We start from the raw sequence: 21950 nt of genomic DNA, 5'->3' as shown, positions 1-21950 counted from the left end.
TAAACCTGTCTCATACAAAATCAGATTAGAATTAGAATCTGTAATGTGAGAACGCCTTGTTTGCTTCTGCCATCTTGTGCATGTCTTCTTTTCTCTTTACAGCTGCACCAGTGTTATTGTATGCATCCATAATCTCTGAAGCGAGTCTATCTACCATAGTCTTCTCGCCTCTAGCACGTGAGAAAGTTACAAGCCAACGAAGTGCAAGAGCCTGACGTCTGTCAGGTCTAACCTCGATAGGAACCTGGTATGTAGCTCCACCGATACGTCTTGCCTTAACCTCAAGGGCAGGCATGATGTTATTCATAGCTCCTTCAAAAACTTCAAGAGCTGGCTTTCCAGCCTTCTCTTCTACCTGTGCGAATGCACCGTATACGATCTTCTGAGCAACACCCTTCTTACCGTCGAGCATTACTGTGTTAACAAGCTTAGTAACAACCTTGTTATCGTATAAAGGATCCGCTAATACATCACGTTTTACAATATGTCCTTTACGTGGCACGGTTCTTCCCTCCTTTAGAATTGCAATGATCACTAGTAAGATCATTGCTTACTATAATCATCGGTACTCACTAATTTAGTGTACGTGCGGTTTTCTTACTAAAATATATAGATATAGAACACCAACACTATTCAAAAATTAGATCTGTTAATGAAACAAAAAAATTACTTGGCAGCCTTAGGTCTCTTAGCGCCATACTTAGAACGAGCCTGTTTTCTGTCGGCTACACCTGCTGTATCAAGAGTACCTCTGATGATGTGGTATCTTGTACCAGGTAAATCCTTAACTCTTCCACCACGGATAAGAACAACGCTGTGCTCCTGAAGGTTGTGTCCTTCTCCAGGAATGTAGCTTGTTACCTCAATACCGTTAGAAAGACGTACTCTGGCGATTTTTCTCAGAGCAGAGTTAGGCTTCTTAGGTGTTGCTGTCTTAACAGCTGTGCAGACACCACGCTTCTGTGGAGAAGCTGTAGCAGTTGCCTTCTTGTGAAGAGAGTTGAAACCCTTCTGAAGAGCAGGTGCTGTAGACTTCTTAACTGATGTCTGACGACCCTTTCTAACTAACTGGTTAAATGTTGGCATTCTTTTTACCTCCTATTTTGATATATGTATGTACAAAATACAAAGGGGCAGAATATCACCCCTTTGCACATACACGCAATTATGAATTATAAATAGTATTATTTTAGTTGTCAACTAAATTTTTTATGACAACTTGTCAGAAAATTACTCCTCTTCTGAGATTGAAACTTCATCATCTTCAATGTCGATTGCATCTTCAAACTCATCATCAAAGTCTTTCTTCTTTTTCTTAAGGATAAGTTTCTCTGGATCCTTGAAGTTTGCGTCAGTATTAAGAGCTGTATTTCTATATCTCTTCATACCTGTACCAGCAGGGATCAGCTTACCGATAATAACGTTTTCCTTAAGTCCGATAAGTGGATCAACCTTACCCTTGATAGCAGCATCAGTAAGAACCTTAGTTGTCTCCTGGAATGATGCAGCTGAAAGGAATGAGTTAGTTGCAAGAGCAGCCTTTGTAATACCGAGTATTACCTGCTTACCCTCTGCAGGTCTCTTACCTTCACTGATAAGTGCTTCGTTACTATCTTCAAAATCAAGTACATCTACAAGTGTTCCTGGGAGGAATTCTGTATCTCCACTCTCGTCGATTCTTACCTTCTTAAGCATCTGACGAACAATAACTTCGATATGCTTATCGCAGATATCAACACCCTGTAAACGATATACTCTCTGAACTTCTCTTAAGAGATAATCCTGTACTGCACGGATACCCTTAATCTTAAGAAGATCGTGTGGGTTAACTGAACCTTCAGTAAGTTCATCACCAGCTTCAATTGTCATTCCATCCTGAACCTTGATACGTGATCCATAAGGAATGAGGTAAGCCTTTGATTCACCAGTCTCATCGTTAGTTACAATAACTTCACGCTTCTTCTTGGTATCTCTGATCTCAACCTGTCCATCAAGCTCTGAAATAATAGCAAGTCCCTTTGGCTTTCTTGCCTCGAAAAGCTCTTCTACTCTAGGAAGACCCTGAGTAATATCGCCACCGGCAACACCACCAGTATGGAATGTTCTCATTGTAAGCTGTGTACCAGGCTCACCGATTGACTGAGCAGCAATAATACCAACTGCCTCACCAACCTGTACAGCCTCACCAGTTGCCATGTTTGCACCGTAGCACTTAGCACAGATTCCGTTGTGTGAACGGCATGTAAGAATTGTACGGATCTTAACAGCTTCAACTGGCTGACCCTTAGCATTTACGCCTACTGAAAGGATCTTAGCTGCTCTTGATGGTGTGATCATGTGATTCTTCTTAACGATCACGTTACCATCTTTATCTTTAATAGTCTCGCAAGAATATCTTCCTGTGATTCTATCCTTTAATGGCTCGATTGTTTCTTTACCATCCATGAATGCCTTTACAGTCATTCCTGGAATTACTTCCTTGTCTGCGCAGCAGTCGATGTCACGGATAATGAGTTCCTGTGATACGTCAACCATTCGACGTGTAAGGTATCCTGAATCGGCTGTACGAAGAGCTGTATCTGACAGACCCTTACGAGCACCGTGAGCTGACATAAAGTATTCCAAAACGTCAAGACCTTCACGGAAGTTTGACTTGATAGGAAGTTCGATTGTACGACCTGTTGTATCAGCCATAAGTCCACGCATACCTGCGAGCTGTTTGATCTGCTGGTTACTACCACGGGCACCAGAGTCAGCCATCATGTAGATGTTGTTGTACTTATCAAGACCAGCAAGAAGCTCATCAGTAAGCTTTTTATCTGTCTCCATCCAAGTATCAACTACTGCACGGTAACGCTCTTCGTCTGTGATAAGACCACGACGGAAGTTCATAGCGATTCTATCAACTGTAGCCTGTGCTTCATCAAGCATTTCCTGCTTCTGCTTTGGCACTGTCATATCTGCGATAGATACTGTCATAGCAGCGCGTGTTGAATAGTGATAACCAGTAGCTTTGATCTTATCAAGAACCTCTGCTGTAGCAAATGTTCCGTGAGTATTGATCATAGCTGTAACAATCTGCTTGAGCTGCTTCTTACCAACCATGAAGTCAACTTCAAGTTTGAACTCGTTTTCTGGAACTGTTCTATCAACAAATCCAAGGTCCTGAGGAATGATCTCATTGAAGAGGAATCTACCAAGAGTTGACTCTACGATTCCAGTTCCAACTGTTCCATCAGCCTTAGTTCTGTCCATTCTAATCTTAATTCTTGTCTGAAGTGTGCAGTAACCATTCTCATAAGCAAGAATAGCTTCGTCAACACTCTTAAAGAACTTACCTTCGCCAAGAGCACCAGGTCTCTCCTGTGTCAAATAGTAGATACCAAGTACCATATCCTGTGTAGGAACGTTTACTGGACCACCATCTGAAGGCTTAAGAAGGTTATTAGGTGCAAGCATGAGGAATCTACACTCAGCCTGTGCCTCTACTGACAATGGAAGGTGAACAGCCATCTGGTCACCATCGAAGTCGGCGTTAAAAGGTGTACATACAAGAGGATGAAGCTTGATAGCCTTACCTTCTACAAGAATTGGCTCAAATGCCTGAATACCAAGTCTGTGAAGTGTGGGGGCACGGTTCAGCATAACTGGGTGCTCCTTAATTACATCCTCAAGAACGTCCCAAACCTGCTCATCAAGTCTCTCAACGAGCTTTTTAGCGTTCTTTATGTTCTGTGAAATTCCTCTAGAAACAAGTTCTTTCATAACGAAAGGTTTGAAAAGCTCGATAGCCATTTCCTTAGGAAGTCCACACTGATAAATCTTAAGTTCTGGTCCTACTACGATAACTGAACGTCCTGAATAGTCAACACGCTTACCAAGAAGGTTCTGACGGAAACGTCCTGATTTACCTTTGAGCATGTCAGAAAGTGACTTGAGTGCTCTGTTACCAGGTCCTGTTACAGGTCTTCCCCTTCTACCGTTATCGATGAGGGCATCTACAGCCTCCTGAAGCATTCTCTTCTCGTTGCGAACGATGATATCAGGTGCACCGAGATCGAGAAGTCTCTTAAGTCTGTTATTTCTATTGATAATTCTTCTGTAAAGATCGTTAAGATCTGATGTAGCGAAACGTCCACCGTCAAGCTGTACCATAGGACGAAGATCTGGTGGGATTACTGGGATGCAATCCATGATCATCCATGCAGGATTATTTCCAGACTCTCTAAATGCTTCGACTACTTCGAGACGCTTAATAATTCTAGCTCTCTTCTGTCCGCTTGATGTATCAAGACCCTCTTTGAGTTCCTGATATTCAGCTTCAAGATCAATTGCCTGAAGAAGCTCTTTGATGGACTCAGCGCCCATACCAGCTCGGAACTTTCCGCCCCACTCTTCTCTGGCATCCTGGTACTCTTTCTCAGAGAGAACCTGCTTGTACTCAAGTGATGTCTCACCTGGATCAAGTACTATATATGAAGCAAAGTAAAGAACTTTCTCAAGTACACGTGGAGAAAGATCAAGGATAAGACCCATTCTGCTAGGGATTCCCTTGAAGTACCAGATATGAGAAACAGGAGCTGCAAGCTCGATGTATCCCATTCTCTCACGACGTACGCTGCTCTTTGTAATTTCTACGCCACAACGATCACAGACAACGCCCTTATATCTGATCTTCTTGTACTTACCACAGTGACATTCCCAGTCTTTAGTTGGTCCAAATATTCTTTCACAGAAAAGACCATCTCTTTCTGGCTTCAATGTTCTGTAGTTGATTGTCTCTGGCTTTGTTACCTTGCCGCTTTCCGGGTCGTTCTTGTCTCTAATTGCCCAGCTTTTGATCTTTTCTGGTGATGCAAGTCCAATCTTGATTGAGTCAAAGGTCATAGGCTGATAGGTCTGCTGCTGTGTACTACTTCTTCCGCTTGAAGCTTCATTTATTGCTTTATTCATAGTTGAATCAGACATTCGTAACCTCTTTTCTTTATGTTAAACGTAATCAACAGTCACAATTACTCTTCATCGGATGATTCGTCAAAATCGTCGAAACCTTCCTCATCAAAGCCATCAGCGTCGCTCTCATCTGCTACAAGCTCGCCATCTTCATTAAAGCTCTGCTCTGTATATCCGTTAGCAGCGAAAGATTCCTGATTGTAATCGCGTCCTGATGTATCGCCTTCGATCTCATAGCGATAATCAGAATCTGTATAATCAACGCTTTCCATAATTTCAACTTCTGTATTGTCTTCACGAAGAACTTTAATATCAAGTCCAAGTGACTGGAGCTCCTTAAGAAGAACCTTAAAGCTTTCTGGAACACCAGGTTCAGGAATGTTATCACCCTTAATGATTGCTTCGTAAGTCTTAACACGTCCTACAACGTCATCAGACTTAACTGTAAGGATTTCCTGAAGTGTATAAGCTGCACCGTAAGCTTCAAGTGCCCAAACTTCCATTTCTCCGAAACGCTGTCCACCGAACTGAGCTTTACCACCCAGAGGCTGCTGTGTTACTAATGAGTAAGGACCAGTTGAACGAGCGTGGATCTTATCATCTACAAGGTGATGGAGTTTGAGGTAATGCATGTGTCCAATAGTTGTTGGGCCATCGAACTTCTGACCTGTTCTACCATCACGGAGCTGTACCTTTCCGTCTGATCTGATAGGAACACCCTTCCAGAGTTCTCTGTGATCTCTGTTCTCATAGAGGTAATCCATGATCTCAGGAAGTACAAGATCCTTATACTTCTTCTCGAAGTCTTCCCATGAGCTGTTAACGTAATCGTTAGCCATCTCAAGAGTATCCTGAATATCTATCTCGTTTGCACCATCAAAGATAGGTGTTGCTACGTTAAATCCAAGAGCCTTAGCTGCAAGAGAAAGGTGAATCTCGAGGACCTGACCGATATTCATACGGGAAGGAACGCCGAGAGGGTTAAGTACGATATCAAGTGGTCTACCATTTGGAAGATATGGCATATCTTCAATAGGAAGTACACGTGAAACGACACCCTTGTTACCATGACGACCAGCCATCTTATCACCAACAGAAATTTTTCTCTTCTGTGCGATATAGATACGAACTGCCTGATTTACACCAGGTGAAAGCTCATCGCCGTTATCTCTTGTAAATACCTTAGCATCAACTACGATACCATATTCGCCGTGAGGAACCTTAAGAGATGTATCACGTACCTCTCTAGCCTTCTCACCGAAGATAGCTCTAAGGAGTCTCTCTTCTGCTGTAAGTTCTGTCTCTCCCTTAGGAGTAACCTTACCTACAAGAATATCACCAGCACGAACCTCAGCACCGATACGAATGATACCACGATCATCAAGATCCTTGAGTGCATCATCACCTACGCCAGGAACATCACGAGTGATCTCTTCTGGTCCGAGCTTAGTCTCACGAGCTTCTGCCTCGTATTCTTCAATATGTACTGATGTATAAACATCATCACGAACAAGTCTCTCTGAAAGAAGAACAGCATCCTCGTAGTTGTAACCTTCCCATGTCATGAAACCGATAAGAGGGTTCTTACCAAGACCAAGTTCTCCCTGTGAAGTAGAAGGTCCATCTGCGATAACCTGACCAGCTTCTACATGATCACCCTTGAATACGATAGGTCTCTGATTGTAGCAGTTACTCTGGTTAGATCTCTGGAACTTAATAAGGTGGAACTCTTCCTTCTCACCATCATCATATGTCATCTGAATAAGCTTACTGTCAACGAAATCAACAGTTCCAGCTTTTCTAGCAACAACGCAAACACCTGAGTCAACAGCTGCCTTGCGCTCCATGCCAGTTCCTACTGCAGGAGCTTCAGTTGTAAGAAGAGGTACGGCCTGACGCTGCATGTTTGATCCCATCAGCGCACGGTTAGCATCGTCGTTCTCAAGGAATGGGATAAGTGCTGTAGCAACTGAGAATACCATTCTAGGAGATACGTCCATGTACTCAAATGCTGTCTTAGGATAAGCTGATGTCTCTTCTCTGTAACGACCAGATACAGAATTCTTCTTGAAGTATCCGTTCTCATCGAGAGGAGTATTAGCCTGAGCTACATGGTAATTATCCTCTTCATCTGCTGTAAGGTACTCAACCTCATCTGTTACCCTTGGATTCTCAGGGTCAGACTGGTCAACCTTACGATATGGAGCCTCTACGAAACCATAATCATTAACTCTTGCATAGCTTGCAAGTGAGTTGATAAGACCGATGTTAGGTCCTTCAGGTGTCTCGATAGGGCACATACGTCCATAGTGTGTATAGTGTACGTCTCGAACCTCGAATCCGGCTCTATCTCTTGAAAGACCGCCAGGACCAAGTGCTGAAAGACGTCTCTTATGTGTAAGCTCACCAAGAGGGTTGTTCTGATCCATAAACTGTGAAAGCTGTGAAGATCCGAAGAACTCCTTTACTGCAGCCTGTACAGGTTTGATGTTGATCAGAGACTGAGGAGAAACTTCCTCTGTATCGTGAGTAGTCATTCTCTCACGTACAACTCTCTCAAGTCTTGATAAACCGATACGATACTGGTTCTGAAGAAGCTCACCTACGCAACGGATACGTCTGTTACCTAAGTGGTCGATATCGTCATCGTTACCAATTCCATATTCAACATGGATGTTATAGTTAATAGAAGCAATGATATCTTCCTTAGTAATGTGCTTAGGAATAAGATCATGTACACGCTTCTTGATTGTCTCTGCAAGTCCTTCAGGATCATTCTTGGCTGAGTACTCTTCAAGAATTTCCTTAAGAACAGGATAGTATACGTCCTCGTTGATTCCGAGCTGCTCTGGATCACACTCGATAAAGTGTGTGATATCAACCATCATATTAGAAAGAACTTTGATGTTGCGCTCTTCACCCTGAATAAGTACGTAAGGGATAGCACTGTTCTGAATCTCAGTAGCGAGTGCACGATCAACCTTAGTACCAGCTGATGCGATCATCTCGCCTGTTGTCTCATCAACAACATCCTCTGCAAGAACATGTCCGCTAATACGATTCTTGAAATGAAGCTTCTTATTGAACTTATATCTTCCGACCTTAGCAAGATCATATCTTCTAGCGTCAAAGAACATAGCATTAATAAGACTCTCCGCACTCTCAACTGAAAGTGGCTCACCAGGACGGATCTTTCTGTAAAGTTCAAGAAGACCGCTCTGATAATCTGTCGAAGAATCCTTAGAAAAGCTTCCCTGAATCTTAGGCTCATCACCAAAGAGTTCAAGAATTTCCTCATTTGTACCAATACCAAGTGCTCTGATGAGTACAGTTACAGGAACCTTTCTGGTTCTGTCTACTCTTGCATAGAACACGTCATTAGAGTCTGTCTCATACTCGAGCCAAGCTCCTCTGTTAGGGATAACAGTACATGCAATGAGTTCCTTACCGATCTTATCATATGTAATATCATAATAGATACCGGGTGAACGAACCAACTGGCTGACAATAACTCTTTCAGCTCCGTTGATAACAAAGGTACCAGTTGCTGTCATAAGAGGAAGATCGCCCATGAAAATCTCATGTTCTGTAATCTCGTCTTTCTCTTTATTATGAAGACGAACCTTAACCTTTAAAGGTGCAGCGAAAGTAGCGTCTCTTTCTTTGCACTTCTCAATTGTATTCTTGTTCTTGTCAATCTCATCCTCGCAAAGCTTGAAATCAACAAATTCCAAACTGAGCTTGCCACTGTAATCTTCAATAGGAGAGATATCGTCAAAGACTTCTTTTAAGCCTTCGTCAAGAAACCATTGATAAGAGTTCTTCTGAACTTCGATCAGGTTTGGCATCTCCAGGACTTCCTTCTGGCGCTGGAAACTCATACGTATGTTTTTACCAGAGCCGGTAGGATGTAATCTGTTTTTTTCCATTGACATTCACCCCGTTCTTAAATATTTTCGTAGTGGTAATACGGATTTTTTTGCACAGAAAAAAGAGCGCAAAAAAGCCCACCACACCACAATAGTGCATTATCCATCTTACATCTAACTAAATTCCGTGTCAAGAACTTTTTATAAAAAACAATCAGACTCGAAAATGCTCCGCATTTTCTCATTTGGCGCTTCGCACCAAATATATAAATAAAAAAGAGGCAGACATGTAAGTAAACTTACATCTGCCTCTTTCATTATTTATCTGCTTGTCTTTGAAGTAATCAAAATTACTTAAGAGTGATCTTAGCACCCTCAGCCTCAAGCTTAGCCTTGATGTCATCAGCCTCAGCCTTAGCTGCGCCTTCCTTAACCATCTTAGGAGCGCCATCAACGAGATCCTTTGCTTCCTTAAGTCCAAGACCTGTGATCTCACGAACAACCTTGATAACCTTAACCTTGTTAGGACCTACTTCTGTAAGCTCTACGTTGAACTCAGACTTCTCCTCGCCTGCTGCTGCTGCGCCAGCACCTGCTGCTGCAACTACAACGCCTGCTGCTGCAGATACGCCGAACTCTTCCTCGCAAGCCTTTACGAGATCATTTAACTCAAGAACTGTTAACTCTTTGATAGCATCAATAATTTCTGCTGTAGATAACTTTGCCATTTTATATACCTCCGTATAGTATAATCAATAAATTTTTGTTTTCATTACTTTAAGCACTCAGTGCGATCAGATTACTCTGCTGCAGGTGCTTCTGCTGCAACTTCTTCAGTTGCTGGTGCCTCAGCTGTCTCAGCTGGAGCTTCCTCTGCTGCTGGAGCTTCCTCACCATTCTTCTCTGCGATCTGCTTAATAACACGAGCGAAGTTTGTGATAGGTGACTGCATAGAGCCAAGCAACTTGGAAAGAAGAACTTCCTTTGAAGGGATTGTAGCGATTTCTGTCATAGCGTCAGCGTCATAGTACTTACCTTCTATAACACCACCCTTAATCTCAAGAGCCTTAGCAGTTTTAGCAAACTCGTAAAGTACACGAGCTGGTGCAGCTGGATCTGTTGTTGAAACAGCCATTGCGCTAGGACCATTAAGGAGATCCTTAAGCTGCTCGAAATCTGTTCCCTTGAATGCGAAGTTCATCATCGTATTCTTGTAAACCTTATATGTTACGCCTTCTGCACGAAGTTTCTTACGAAGCTCAGTATCCTGTGCTACTGTAAGTCCACGGTGATCTACAAGTACGACAGCCTGTGCGTCTTTAATCTTCTCTGAAATCTCATCAACTACAGGCTTTTTTAATTCAACCTTTGCCATCTTCTTACCTCCTTATAGAATTAACCGCCGAAAAAAAAGCCCCTCGAAGACATCGAGAGGCAAAAAGTCTAAATAATAACTTTTCCTCGGTAGGCGGATCATCATTATGTTCTTACGAACACCTACTGTCTTCGGACGGTTGTCTGTCTTTTTCAGACGACCTTAGTAAAGATATCACAAACACATATACTTGTCAACATTATTTTATTATTTTATCTAGGACTGATATATCCGTTAGAATCAAGTACTATTCCTGGTGACATTCCAGCCATCTCATTAAGCACTCTCATCTTCTCATCACCTACAGCTTCATATACGCTACATCCACTTTGAATTGCAGGTACAAACTGTAGGTTCACTGATCCATTTTTGTGAAGAGTTGCTACCATCATTCCTGTATCAATCGTCTTAGAATTAAAGATATAATTTCCAAGGCTATATACAACAGGAACTCCATTTACATAATCAATCTTTTGAAGCACGTGTGGATGCGCTCCTATAATAAGATTTGCTCCTGCATCTGTAATTTCTTTTGCCTGATCAGTCTGAAGATAATCAACTTCAGATGTACTCTCTGTTCCCCAGTGGATAAAGACTATAACATAGGCATTCTTTTCTCTTGCTTCTCTTACTCTATCCAGCAAAAGCGAATCATCAAAGCATCTAAATACGCCTGCGCTAGTCTCTGTAGCGCCCTTGGTATCAGGATTATCAAGTCTTTCAATCTGTGTAGCACAGATGATTGCAATCTTCATGCCACTGTCAGTGATGTAATATACAGGATGTGAAGCTTCATCAAGATTTTTGCCAGCTCCAGCATACACAATCCCAGCATCATTAACAGTTGTAAACGTATCTAAAAGAGCCTGTTCTCCATAATCATATGCATGATTATTGGCAAGTCCAACTATATCTACGCCCATATCATTTAATATAGAAGCTGTCTCAGGTCTTGCCCTGAATGTATAGGTCTTACCTGCAGTAGGAGTTCCTCCATTAGAATATGGAAACTCGTTGTTGACCATCATGATATCAACACCCTGCATCTTTTCAAGAAGGCTACTTCCAACTACACCAACAGCTGTATTCCCTGCTCTTGCAAAAGCATCGCCAACTGCATAGTTATCATCAAAAAGAATATCACCAGCAAATCCGATAGTTACAGTATCATCATCCGCCGCAGCGATTACATGTGTATAATCCTCATCGCCTTCATATATGATTGCTGCTCTCTTTGCGCCTTCCTCACTATCAACCGCTGCATTTGGAGCTGTACTTGCTTCTGGAATGTCTTCCCATCCACTTACCAGCTTCACTCCTCCGCCCTGAGTCGAATCATTTATCTTCTTGATCACGAGAATCCCAAGGATTCCAGCAAAAAGAACTATCGACAACGTCAAAATAAAGACTCTGACAGCCAAAACACCATTATTAACTTCTCTTTTACCACTATTTCTCATAGAAAACAGTATAACATAAAAAAGAAGCAAGTCGATAAACGACTTGCTTCTCAAATTTACATTTTATGCAAATTAATACTTGTTAGAAACAACCTTTACACCAGGGCCCATTGTTGTAGCAAGAGTGATGCTCTTGAGGTACTGACCCTTTACAGATGCTGGTTTAGCCTTTGTGATAGCATCCATAAGTGCGTTGAAGTTCTGCTCGAGCTGCTCCTCTGTGAAAGAAGCCTTTCCAACTGGAACGTGGATGATGTTAGCCTTATCAAGTCTGTACTCAATCTTACCAGCCTTGATATCGTTAACAGCCTTTGTTACATCCATAGTAACTGTACCAGCCTTAGGGTTTGGCATAAGTCCCTTAGGACCAAGTACCTTACCAAGACGTCCTACAACACCCATCATATCAGGTGTAGCAACTACAACGTCAAAATCAAGCCATCCTTCGTTCTGAATCTTTGGAATAAGGTCCTCACCGCCAACGTAATCTGCGCCAGCTGCCTGAGCCTCATCAAGCTTTGTACCCTTAGCGAATACAAGAACCTTAACTGTCTTACCTGTGCCGTTTGGAAGTACTACAGCGCCTCTGATCTGCTGATCAGCGTGACGGCTGTCACAACCTGTTCTGATGTGAAGTTCAACTGTCTCGTCAAACTTTGCAGTAGCTGACTTCTTAACAAGAGCTATTGCATCAGCGGCTTCATACTGCTGAGTCTTATCGATAAGCTTAGCAGCTTCTACGTATTTCTTTCCGTGTTTCATCTCTCATCCTCCATCAGTCTTCTACTACAATACCCATACTACGTGCTGTACCAGCGATCATGCTCATAGCACCCTCGATGTCAACAGCATTAAGGTCAGGCATCTTTGTCTCTGCAATCTTTCTAATCTCTTCCTTAGAAATTGTTGCAACCTTAGTCTTGTTAGGAACTCCAGAACCCTTCTGGATCTTAGCTGCCTTTTTAAGAAGAACTGCAGCTGGTGGAGTCTTTGTGATGAATGTGAAACTTCTGTCTGCATAAACTGTGATAACAACAGGGATGATAAGATCACCCTTATCTGCTGTCTGTGCGTTGAACTGCTTTGTGAATTCAACGATGTTTACACCATGCTGACCAAGTGCTGGTCCAACTGGTGGTGCTGGTGTTGCTTTACCAGCCTGGATCTGTAACTTAATGTATCCTTCGACTTTCTTTGCCATTATGGCACCTCCTGAAAATATGTGGTCGGCGCGCTACTACAAAATCGTGTAACGCTCCCACTCAGCGGTTACGTGCAGCTATAAGCTGCTATATATTCAAACGCTCTCGCGTCCAAATATCAAATCTTATGATTCTATCTTTCTAACTTCAGCAAAGCTGATCTCAACTGGTGTTTCACGGCCAAACAGATCTACATTGATTGTAGCAGTCTGCTTACCGAAGTCCATTCTCTGAACAACGCCAGCTGTATCTTTCCAAACGCCTGCGATTACTGCAATCTCATCGCCAACACCGAAATCAACAGAAATTGTATCTGTCTTGATTCCGAGAGGCTTAATCTCAGCATCTGTAAGAGGTACTGGTTTGCTTCCAGGTCCAACGAAACCTGTTACGCCACGTGTATTACGAACTACATACCAAGTCTCATCATTCATATCCATGTTAACAAGAACATAACCTGGGAACAACTTTCTCTGAACATTCTTACGAACACCATTCTTAACCTCGACAACGTCCTGAAGAGGAACACGAACTTCAAAAATCTGATCCTCAAGGTGTCTGTTGACGATTGCGCTCTCAAGATTGTCCTTTACTTTGTTCTCATATCCAGAATATGTATGAACAACGTACCAATGAGCGTTTTCATTAGCCTTAGCTTCCGCTGCAGCAGTTTCTCCCTCAGTTATAGGAGCCTCTGCCTCTGATAATACCTCATCAGATTCTAAAGCCTTTTCCATTTCTTCAGACATATTATCTCCTTTTAACTTAGAATATAGATGTAATGATATTCATTCCATATCCAAACACATAGTCTAATACAGCAATCAAAGCGCAGCAAATGACAGATACGATCACAACAGCAGTTGTCTGCTTAACCATATCGTCCTTGGTAGGCCAAATTATCTTACCGAACTCAGCCTTAACGCCTACAAAGAAGTTCTTGATCTTGTTAAATGTAGCAACAAAAACATTCTCCTTCTTTTTCTTTGTAGAACTGCTCTTAGAAGCCTTAGACTCGTTATCTACTACCTTGGTTTCTTCCATACCTGTAGTCTCCCTCCAATAAAGGATGAAATTACTTTGTTTCCTTGTGTAATGTGTGCTTCTTGCAGAATGGGCAGTACTTCTTCATCTCAACACGATCAGGATGTGTCTTCTTATCCTTTGTTGTGTCATAGTTACGATTCTTACAATCTGTACATGCTAATGTAATTCTTGTACGCATTATCTCACCTCCGGCGTGTTATTATCACTTTAAATTCACGCCATTTTTTACTAAATTTTTGCATAAAAAAAAGACGTAAATCTCATGTCGCCTGTCTACTATAACATAGACAAACTTCTTCGTCAATTAGTTTTTTTTGAAAGCAAAATACCGCCATTATTCCAATTGACCTCATATATTTCTCCAGGTTCAAAATCCTGTCCGGCACTCATAAGAGGAGCAAAAAGTTCCTTAGATAAATTATCTTCATCTTCCACATAAATATATGAAGCGTGATCAGAAATTATCTTTTGCATCATCGTATCGCTGCTATCTTCCTCTGCCTTAAAAGAGTCATAGACAAGTGCAACAGGTGAAGCCTCTTTACTGATATAAGTATCATGTACCCAGTGATAAGTGTGACCATCTCTGATGATCAGAACTCTTTTTCCCCAAAGAGACTTATCTCTAAGGACTTTATCCACAATTATCCTGCCGTCATCCCCTACCATATCATGATTATATGCATTATTCTCAGACACATCTTTTCTATATCCGCTTAAGTGCTTGTAAATTCCGGCATAATCCGCTGTTAAAAGAACAAATGCAAAAGTTACAGTAGCGGCGATCATTTTAAATTTCTTTTCCTGAACCTCTTCAAGCCTTGAAAAAAGAGTTCCCATCAAAAGGTAATATCCTCCAAAAAGGAAAGGAAAGCCGTATCTTCCCATGGACACAGCCATGGCATAGGCATCAAGGTACTGATCCTCAGTCTGGAAGATTGAAATATGTGCCAGGAAAATAATTCCATAAGTAATAAGTCCGGTAACTATAAGAAATGCTCCAACTTTCTTGATCTCTGAAATGTCCATGAGCTTCTTATAATAAAGAACGAATAAAAAAGCAAATAGTATCACTACGCCAGCGCAAACAGAAATATCAAAAGTCAGGTTTCTGTCGGCATGCATAGGCATTGTAAGAAATCCCTCTGCAAAAAATCTCGCCTTATCAGCCGCATTCTGTGGTGCAGTGTAGGTTCCTGACGTTGCCATCTTGAGACCTGCGCCTGTGAGCTTAGCAACCCTTCTATTGATCAGACAAAAGACAAGCCAGCTGCCGTAAGTTATTCCGCTAAAAGCAGCGGCGCCGAATATCTTTTTGTCTTTCTTGCAGATTAAAATATAGAAGATAAGTGCAAACACCGCCCACTCAACTCCCACAGACTTTGTCAGAAAAAGAACTGCTGTAAAAGCTGCGATCTTTACATATAATAATGAATCGCTGCCATACTTACCTTCGATCATTGTAAGAAGAAGCGCGCCATAAATTATTCCCATGGTGATGTCTGCCGGTGTTCCATAATAGATGATTCCATTAAATACACCAGGAAGCATCATAACAACCACAAACCCCAGCACATTGACTGCCGTGCCAAGTCCAGTCTTTTTGATTCTGCCAAAAAGCGGCATCAAAAACAAAGCATTTAATGCAAAATATCCCGCAAACTGAAGGCTCTCCCTGTACTCCTTCATTCCAAGCTGTAAAAAGAGCCATTTAAAGATAGATGTTACTGGGGGATAATCCCCAAACTCAGGTGAAACATTTCCGTATTTTCCAGGAAAGCCGTTCATGAAAAAGAGCTGCTTGGCATCAGATGACCAGAAATTGATATCATCCCACCAGGTAAATGGTGTTTCCAAAGTCATTACAGTCACCAAAACAAGAGCCAGTATAAGCATAAAGTTAGTAGGATCTGCAAGGGTCCTTCCCAGCTCTTTTACCAGGTCACTTCTCCCTGCCTTGTCCATTCTAAAAAGAAGCACGCCAAAAGCAGCACAAAAAAGAAAAGCCAGCACTCCGATAAACTTCATGCCTCTAAAAAATGCAAGGACATATAAAACAAGGATAAGTCCTGCTGTGCAAAGAGCTATGGCATCCCCAAGAATCTGTTTATATCTTATTGAGATAAGAGCGCTACCCAAAAAGAGCGCTATGAATGTAATAAAAAATGTGATCATAATGATCTATTATACCAAACCCTTCATATAACGCAAAGAAGCGGCACACAAAAATGGTGCGCCGCTTCTTATATATATTTCAAGTTATCATGTGGCCACATGATAACCGAACAGTGTTCAACAATAATTATTGAACATCATTCCAGAATATTCACTGGTAATATAAGGAGATGCTGTATTATCCTTACTGTCAGGATTCTTGTAATTAACAACCGGCCTATCTACATACTTCATAGGATCAACTGCTATGTCCTTAGCTTTTGCAATAAGTGCATCTGCAAACTTTCTGACAGGGGCAAGGGACTCATCACTCTGGGTGCTGGCAACTGTCTGTCCTAAAAGTTCTTTATCGACCGATACTGTTCCATTCGCTTCAAGCTTAATTCCTATATCTTCAATACCTGACAGGCACTGTCTTGCGATTCCGATAGCTTCGCTCTTGAGCTTGTCACCCTTGAACTTCTCATCCGTATAATCGCCGGTATCAAGAACAAAGCTGTTATAGTTATCAATAAGAGCTGTAACATGCTTAACAAGTGCTTCGTTATCCCTTCTGACACCTACATGTATAGGCTCCTCTGTAAGTTCATTGACCTGAATATCAAACTTGCCGCCAACAGTAAAATGATTAGAGACTGCTGTCTTAGGCTCACCATTAAGTGTAAAGTGAGCATTTGCTGCAGGAGCTGAAACCCTGTCAAGTCCAAGTGCTTCTACTGAGCCCTTTGCAAGTTCACCGGATGTTTCGTATATTTCAAACTGGCTGATAGCTCCGCTCTTAAGTCCTGTTCTGGTACTTGATATCTGAAGAGCGCTTCTTCCTTCACCTGCATCTATTACTTCAGCAAAAATACCTATGCCTGCTTTATTGATCAGCTTCTCCAACTTATCAAAGACATCCGAATTACGATCAGTCTGATAAATGCTGAACTGGAACTCAAATTCCTGATCATCCAGCTTGACATCAAATGCATAACTGTCAGGAGCAAGAACTGATGTAGACTCCCTAGGAAGTGCTTTTCCTCTATTTACCTGGCTGGCTGCAAGTTGCGTTACTTCAATATCAAAGCCCGAGCCATTAACATCAGCATCAGGAGTCTTGCCAATATAAGAAGCAGTAACCTTCTGCTCATCTGTAGTAAATGCAGAAGTATGATTAAGTGAAGACTTATCGTCCTGGTTACTTAAACTAAATATATTGCCCTGAAGTAGCCTTGCACGTTCCTTTATATCAATCGCATCATTGCGCGAAGCATCATCATCTGTAAGTAGATAAAGAGGGGATTTTTTATTGATTTTTGCAATCGACTTATACACATCCCGAAGCTCATCTTTTCGATGGGCATCAGCCTGTGTCACATCTTTAGAAACATAATCTTGTATGAAATGGTTGTAGACACCATTCATGGAAATGCCTGCCATATGCGCCCCTCCTTTCTTCCTTGATAATGCACGAGTCCTTTCTCTCTGTCAATCCTTTGACATCAATCGCGCCAGGGTACAATTAGACACTTTTAGTTACCTATATTTTTCACTAAAGAAAGCAATAAGTCAATAATATTAAAGCAAAAAGTTATTAAAAAAACATAAATTATTTAACCATATCAAGCGCTGCTCTGATGACCTGATCCATATTGTAGTACTTGTAAGCTCCAAGTCTTCCGCCAAACTGGATATTTGGATATTCCTTTGCAAGATCAAGATACTTTGCAAAAAGAGTATTATTCTTTTCATCATTCATTGGATAATAAGGTTCATCGCCATGCTTCCATGTTGCAGGATATTCTCTTGTTACGATAGTGCCCTTACCATTTCCATATTCAAAGTGCTTGTGCTCGATGATCCTTGTATATGGGATCTCACGCTCAGTGTAATTCACAACTGCATTGCCCTGGTAGTTATCAACATCAGGAAGATCCTCTGTCTCAAATCTAAGTGATCTGTATTCCAAAGTTCCAAGCTTGTAGCCAAAGAACTCATCGATCATGCCTGTAAAGAGCATATTATCAAACTCATCGCCATTTACTGATGAAAGTGGCTGTGCAGGTACGTTTCCTTCGATCTTAACAAAGTCATAGTAATCAATGCCTGTCTTAACAGTGATGCTGCCTGAAACCTTTTCTGTTCCCTCTCCTATCAAAAGGAGCTTCTCAATAAGTGCTGTGTAGCCTCCAATAGGAATTCCCTGATATCTATCATTAAAGTAATTGTTGTCGTAAATATATCTCATAGGAAGTCTCTTGATGATAAAGGCTGGAAGTTCCTTACAGTCTCTCCCCCATTGTTTCTCAGTGTAGCCCTTAACAAGCTTCTCATAGATATCTCTTCCAGCAAGGCTAAGTGCCTGCTCTTCAAGATTATCTGCGGTAAAAGAATCTGTGCCTTTCTCCGCTTTCATTCTCTCAATCTCCTCATTGGCCTGCTTGGAAATGATAGCCTTAGCCTCTTCAGGAGTCTTGATGTTCCACATCTTGCTAAATGTGTTCATATTAAAAGGAAGATTGTAAAGCTCATCCTTATAAACAGCAACAGGACTGTTGATGTAGTTATTAAACTCCGCAAAGTTATTAACATAGTCCCAGACCTCTTTGTCAGAAGTATGGAAGATATGTGCACCATACATATGAACATTTATCCCCATTCTGTTCTCTGTATAGATGTTTCCTCCAACATGCTCTCTTTTATCTATGACCAGAACGCTCTTGCCCTGCTTAGCTTTCTCATGGGCAAAGACAGCGCCATAAAGTCCCGCACCAACAACCAGATAATCGTATTTCATATAAAAACCTCCAAATTGACGTATTGTCTACGCCGTCTGTTTTCAGGCAAAAAAATAGCCCGCGGATTTAATTATATCAAATCCGCGAGGCTTTTTATACCTTAAATAGATAATGTACTATTAGTCTGCCTGGTACTTATCAAGCTGAGAGAAATCACCCATCATATCAAGGATCTTCTTACGTCCAACCTTGTTGAGCTTAACATACTGCTGCATTACACGATTCTCAACAATCTTCTTACCAAGGTCTGTACCCTGCTCAAGAGTAGAAAAATCAACAGGATTAAGATTTAAACGATCACACATCTTGATAACTGTTCCGTAAGCCATACCCTCGATTCCTCTATCTAATGCTGTAACAAGTGTACTATATGGAATAGACATATCTAAAGCGAACTGTCTGACACTCTTATACTGCTGTAGAATTTCTTTTTTTAAGATTTCTGCCTTTGTCATAGCGCTATCCTCCTACTTATTTTTTTCTTGCAAAAAATAATCTTACCTTTTTGCACAAACAAGTCTACCACATAGACGTTATTTCGTCATTCACTTTTTAGGGGAATTTTCCAATAAAATTTTATCGAGTTTGACTACAGTTTTTTGGCATTTTAACGAAATTGCAATCGATAACAAGAATTTGCGAAAGTGTTCACACATTCTTCACAATTCATTGATACAATAAATGCTTTTTTACGTCCACCAAGAGCCAATCTTAACCTTTGAACCGTGGGAATTATCTGAACAATTGACGAAAAAACAAACAGCACAAAAGTGCTGTTTGTCATGTATTTCTGTATGTTATTTAGTTATTAGTTTTTCACTTCTTCAATCTTTTTAGTTAAAAATACTATAACTTCATTGTAAATATCTTTCGGAATACTATAAACTTTATGCACATTTCCTGCACATTGAACGTCTATAGTGCCCATTTTCCTATTAACTGCAACGATATTTTTGTAGTCCAAAGTTTCCTTCTTCATACCGCCTGCAGGAGTAAATTCAAGTCTCTCTGAAAAGAGCTTCAGCTCACCTTCCAACAAACCACTGGAAGCCTTGAACTCATACTCTGGCATATCATCTCCAAGAGCAGTCTCAAAGCCCTTCTCGCCAGTCTCTGAAATCATAACAGGCTGAGTGATCTCTTCCTTGGAGATAGTCTCAGCGTTGCGGCCATCCTCAGTTCCTTCCATCTCATTGACGATAGTCTCAATAAGACTTGTGGCTGTATTGAAGTGGGCCTTGATCTCAAAGTCAGCATCCAAAAGGATCTGAATAGATTTATTCCTCACACCAACTCTGAACTTAATAGTGTGGAATCCAGCCTCCAGAACTATCAATATTCCATCTCCAGATTTGACCTCATACATAAGCCTCTCATCGATAAATACGAGCATGTTGCCAAGAGCCATATCTACAGCGCCCATGCTGTAAATGTGCATGAGGTAATGCTTACTGGTATCATATAGTCTTTTGCCACAGAATGGGCAAAAGTTGACCTTTGTATTTATGTTATCCGCAAGAGTCTGCTTGCAATTTGGACATCTCATAAACTCAATCCCTTTCCTCTTCCCTATCGTCTATAATGATACCACTTGTTTTTACAAATTGTGAAGCCCTCACCTTGCAGACCTTTTCCCTCTCGAATAGCACCACGTCAAATGAGTGATCATTCCAGGGAAGCTTCGATGTATTGAGGTTTCCGTACACCACATCATCAACAATATTTTTGGCAATACCTGCAGCAAAAGAGTTATCGCAAACGCCAGCCACAAAAACATCCGGAAACATGTGCTTTAAATACGAGCCAGTAGCACCGAAATTGCAGCTAAAATCAAGGATCTTAAGAGGCTCTTTTCTCTCTGCATAAAGATCTGCTATCTTGTCGCAGGCCTCCTGCCAGTGCAGGCAAAATCCCCAGATATCAAAGCCCCACTTGTCTATAAAGGTCTGGCGGCTCCTTTCCATAGCATCATTGTGCCCTTCAAAGCCGCTTCCACCGTTGTGATAGATAAAGCTGTTAGTACACAGATATTGTTCAAAAGAAGCTGTGGCAAGCCTCATTCCAAGATCATCATCCTCAAAATAGCCAGGAGAAAATATCTCGTCAAATACCTTGTTATCAGGAGCAACCACCTTCAAGGCGTCTCTTGAAACCAAAAGTGCAAAGCCAGTAAGCCTAAACCTTTTGATATAGGGATAATACATAGGAATGGTATTTACAGCGGCATATTTACTAAAGATTTCAAAGCTCTTAGTTACACCAAGCTTCTTGTGCCACAGATTGTCAAGCTCCTGACCCGCATACTCATCAAGAAGTGATGGCGCAACTTCCTGCAAAGAAGCGCTATTAGATAAAGAACTGCAGGCTCCCACATTTCTATTTTCATAGAGCCCCATTCTCAGCCAGAAAAGAGCATTTGTTGTAAGAACTGCATCGTTGTTCAAAAAAAAGATGTCATTGTCCTCATTGCAGCAGTCAGCTCCCTGATTACATCCAACAGGAAAGCCCATATTCTCGCTATTTTCTATGAGCTTAAAACTATAGTCAGCACTATCAGCTCTTTCTCTAAGAAACTCGCGAACGCCTTCCTCTGTGGAAGCGTTGTCTACCACTACAATCTCAAGGCTCTCCTTTGGAAGAGACCTCTCAACCGAGTCAATGCACATCTTTAATAATTCAAGATCATTATATGAGAGCACCATAACGCTTACACAACGAACGCGCACTCTGGTGTCTTTTTTTAATTCCTGCAATGTCGAAGCGATAACTTCCCTATCGCTGTCTACATCACAGTAAAATAAAGCCATTTCATAGCATAGATAGGCCTTATCAATATTAAAGTTCTGGTAGTACAGGCCAAGCATGTAGAACAGCTCATAATTTGTCTGATCAAAGCTCATACCCTTAGCAATAGCTTCAAATTCAGCTATGCCATCTCCAAGAGCTTCCCAAATAGACGCCTCCAATACACACAATCTGGATGCATCTTCATCGCTGCGAAGGCCAATATTTTGGTATTCCTCCTGAAACTCGTATAAAGCTTCCTTGTAATCACCCTCTGAAATAAGCTGCTCAAGTTTTTCGTACAT

The 21950-nt window shown here is 41.4% G+C and carries 18 protein-coding genes and 1 other annotated feature; all 18 genes read right to left on the bottom strand.

Going from position 1 to position 21950, the window contains the following annotated elements:
* Positions 1-31 precede the first annotated feature (31 nt).
* Positions 32-502 carry a 30S ribosomal protein S7 gene (rpsG, locus tag bhn_RS03585; RefSeq protein ID WP_071175400.1) on the bottom strand — a complete coding sequence of 157 codons (471 nt, stop codon included), beginning with the start codon at positions 500-502 and terminating at the stop codon, positions 32-34.
* Between the two features lie 164 nt (positions 503-666).
* Positions 667-1086, bottom strand: coding sequence for a 30S ribosomal protein S12 (rpsL, locus tag bhn_RS03580; protein WP_026515647.1), 420 nt, complete (start codon positions 1084-1086; stop codon positions 667-669).
* Positions 1087-1230: 144 nt separating this feature from the next.
* Positions 1231-4953: a DNA-directed RNA polymerase subunit beta' gene (gene rpoC / locus bhn_RS03575; protein WP_071177418.1), complete on the bottom strand. Its 3723-nt coding sequence runs from the start codon at positions 4951-4953 to the stop codon at positions 1231-1233.
* 59 nt (positions 4954-5012) lie between these two features.
* Positions 5013-8882: a DNA-directed RNA polymerase subunit beta gene (gene rpoB / locus bhn_RS03570; protein ID WP_071175399.1), complete on the bottom strand. Its 3870-nt coding sequence runs from the start codon at positions 8880-8882 to the stop codon at positions 5013-5015.
* Between the two features lie 290 nt (positions 8883-9172).
* A complete protein-coding gene (gene rplL / locus bhn_RS03565; RefSeq protein WP_071175398.1) occupies positions 9173-9550 on the bottom strand; it encodes a 50S ribosomal protein L7/L12 in 378 nt (125 codons plus the stop codon).
* A 71-nt stretch (positions 9551-9621) separates the two neighbouring features.
* Positions 9622-10197 (bottom strand): 50S ribosomal protein L10, encoded by a 576-nt coding sequence (gene rplJ, locus bhn_RS03560; RefSeq protein ID WP_071175397.1) that lies wholly within the window; start codon positions 10195-10197, stop codon positions 9622-9624.
* 23 nt (positions 10198-10220) lie between these two features.
* Positions 10221-10350: a sequence feature (ribosomal protein L10 leader region), on the bottom strand.
* A 59-nt stretch (positions 10351-10409) separates the two neighbouring features.
* Complete coding sequence (locus bhn_RS03555; protein WP_148661907.1) at positions 10410-11657, bottom strand: CapA family protein; 1248 nt, start codon at positions 11655-11657, stop codon at positions 10410-10412.
* A 72-nt stretch (positions 11658-11729) separates the two neighbouring features.
* Positions 11730-12419 (bottom strand): 50S ribosomal protein L1, encoded by a 690-nt coding sequence (gene rplA, locus bhn_RS03550; protein ID WP_071175395.1) that lies wholly within the window; start codon positions 12417-12419, stop codon positions 11730-11732.
* 13 nt (positions 12420-12432) lie between these two features.
* Positions 12433-12858, bottom strand: a complete 426-nt coding sequence (gene rplK, locus bhn_RS03545) for a 50S ribosomal protein L11 (RefSeq protein ID WP_071175394.1) — start codon at positions 12856-12858, stop codon at positions 12433-12435.
* 126 nt (positions 12859-12984) lie between these two features.
* Entirely contained in the window at positions 12985-13608 is a 624-nt protein-coding gene (gene nusG, locus bhn_RS03540) for a transcription termination/antitermination protein NusG (protein ID WP_083385681.1), read from the bottom strand.
* Between the two features lie 16 nt (positions 13609-13624).
* Positions 13625-13903, bottom strand: coding sequence for a preprotein translocase subunit SecE (secE, locus tag bhn_RS16055; RefSeq protein WP_083385679.1), 279 nt, complete (start codon positions 13901-13903; stop codon positions 13625-13627).
* A 31-nt stretch (positions 13904-13934) separates the two neighbouring features.
* A complete protein-coding gene (gene rpmG, locus bhn_RS03530) occupies positions 13935-14084 on the bottom strand; it encodes a 50S ribosomal protein L33 (RefSeq protein ID WP_013281689.1) in 150 nt (49 codons plus the stop codon).
* Between the two features lie 122 nt (positions 14085-14206).
* Positions 14207-16081: a hypothetical protein gene (locus bhn_RS03525; protein ID WP_071175393.1), complete on the bottom strand. Its 1875-nt coding sequence runs from the start codon at positions 16079-16081 to the stop codon at positions 14207-14209.
* Positions 16082-16198: 117 nt separating this feature from the next.
* The gene (gene fliD / locus bhn_RS03520; RefSeq protein ID WP_071175392.1) at positions 16199-17503 is read right to left on the bottom strand and encodes a flagellar filament capping protein FliD; all 1305 of its coding nucleotides are present in this window, start codon (positions 17501-17503) and stop codon (positions 16199-16201) included.
* A 169-nt stretch (positions 17504-17672) separates the two neighbouring features.
* Positions 17673-18860, bottom strand: coding sequence for a UDP-galactopyranose mutase (glf, locus tag bhn_RS03515; protein WP_071175391.1), 1188 nt, complete (start codon positions 18858-18860; stop codon positions 17673-17675).
* 120 nt (positions 18861-18980) lie between these two features.
* A complete protein-coding gene (locus tag bhn_RS03510) occupies positions 18981-19316 on the bottom strand; it encodes a transcriptional regulator (protein WP_071175390.1) in 336 nt (111 codons plus the stop codon).
* Between the two features lie 353 nt (positions 19317-19669).
* Complete coding sequence (locus bhn_RS03505) at positions 19670-20407, bottom strand: zinc ribbon domain-containing protein (protein WP_071175389.1); 738 nt, start codon at positions 20405-20407, stop codon at positions 19670-19672.
* Positions 20408-20411: 4 nt separating this feature from the next.
* A complete protein-coding gene (locus tag bhn_RS03500) occupies positions 20412-21950 on the bottom strand; it encodes a glycosyltransferase family 2 protein (RefSeq protein WP_071175388.1) in 1539 nt (512 codons plus the stop codon).

This window comes from Butyrivibrio hungatei (assembly GCF_001858005.1).
Taxonomy (GTDB): domain Bacteria; phylum Bacillota; class Clostridia; order Lachnospirales; family Lachnospiraceae; genus Butyrivibrio; species Butyrivibrio hungatei.
Note: the sequence above shows the minus strand (reverse complement) of the source record. Positions and strands in the feature narration are given on the sequence as shown.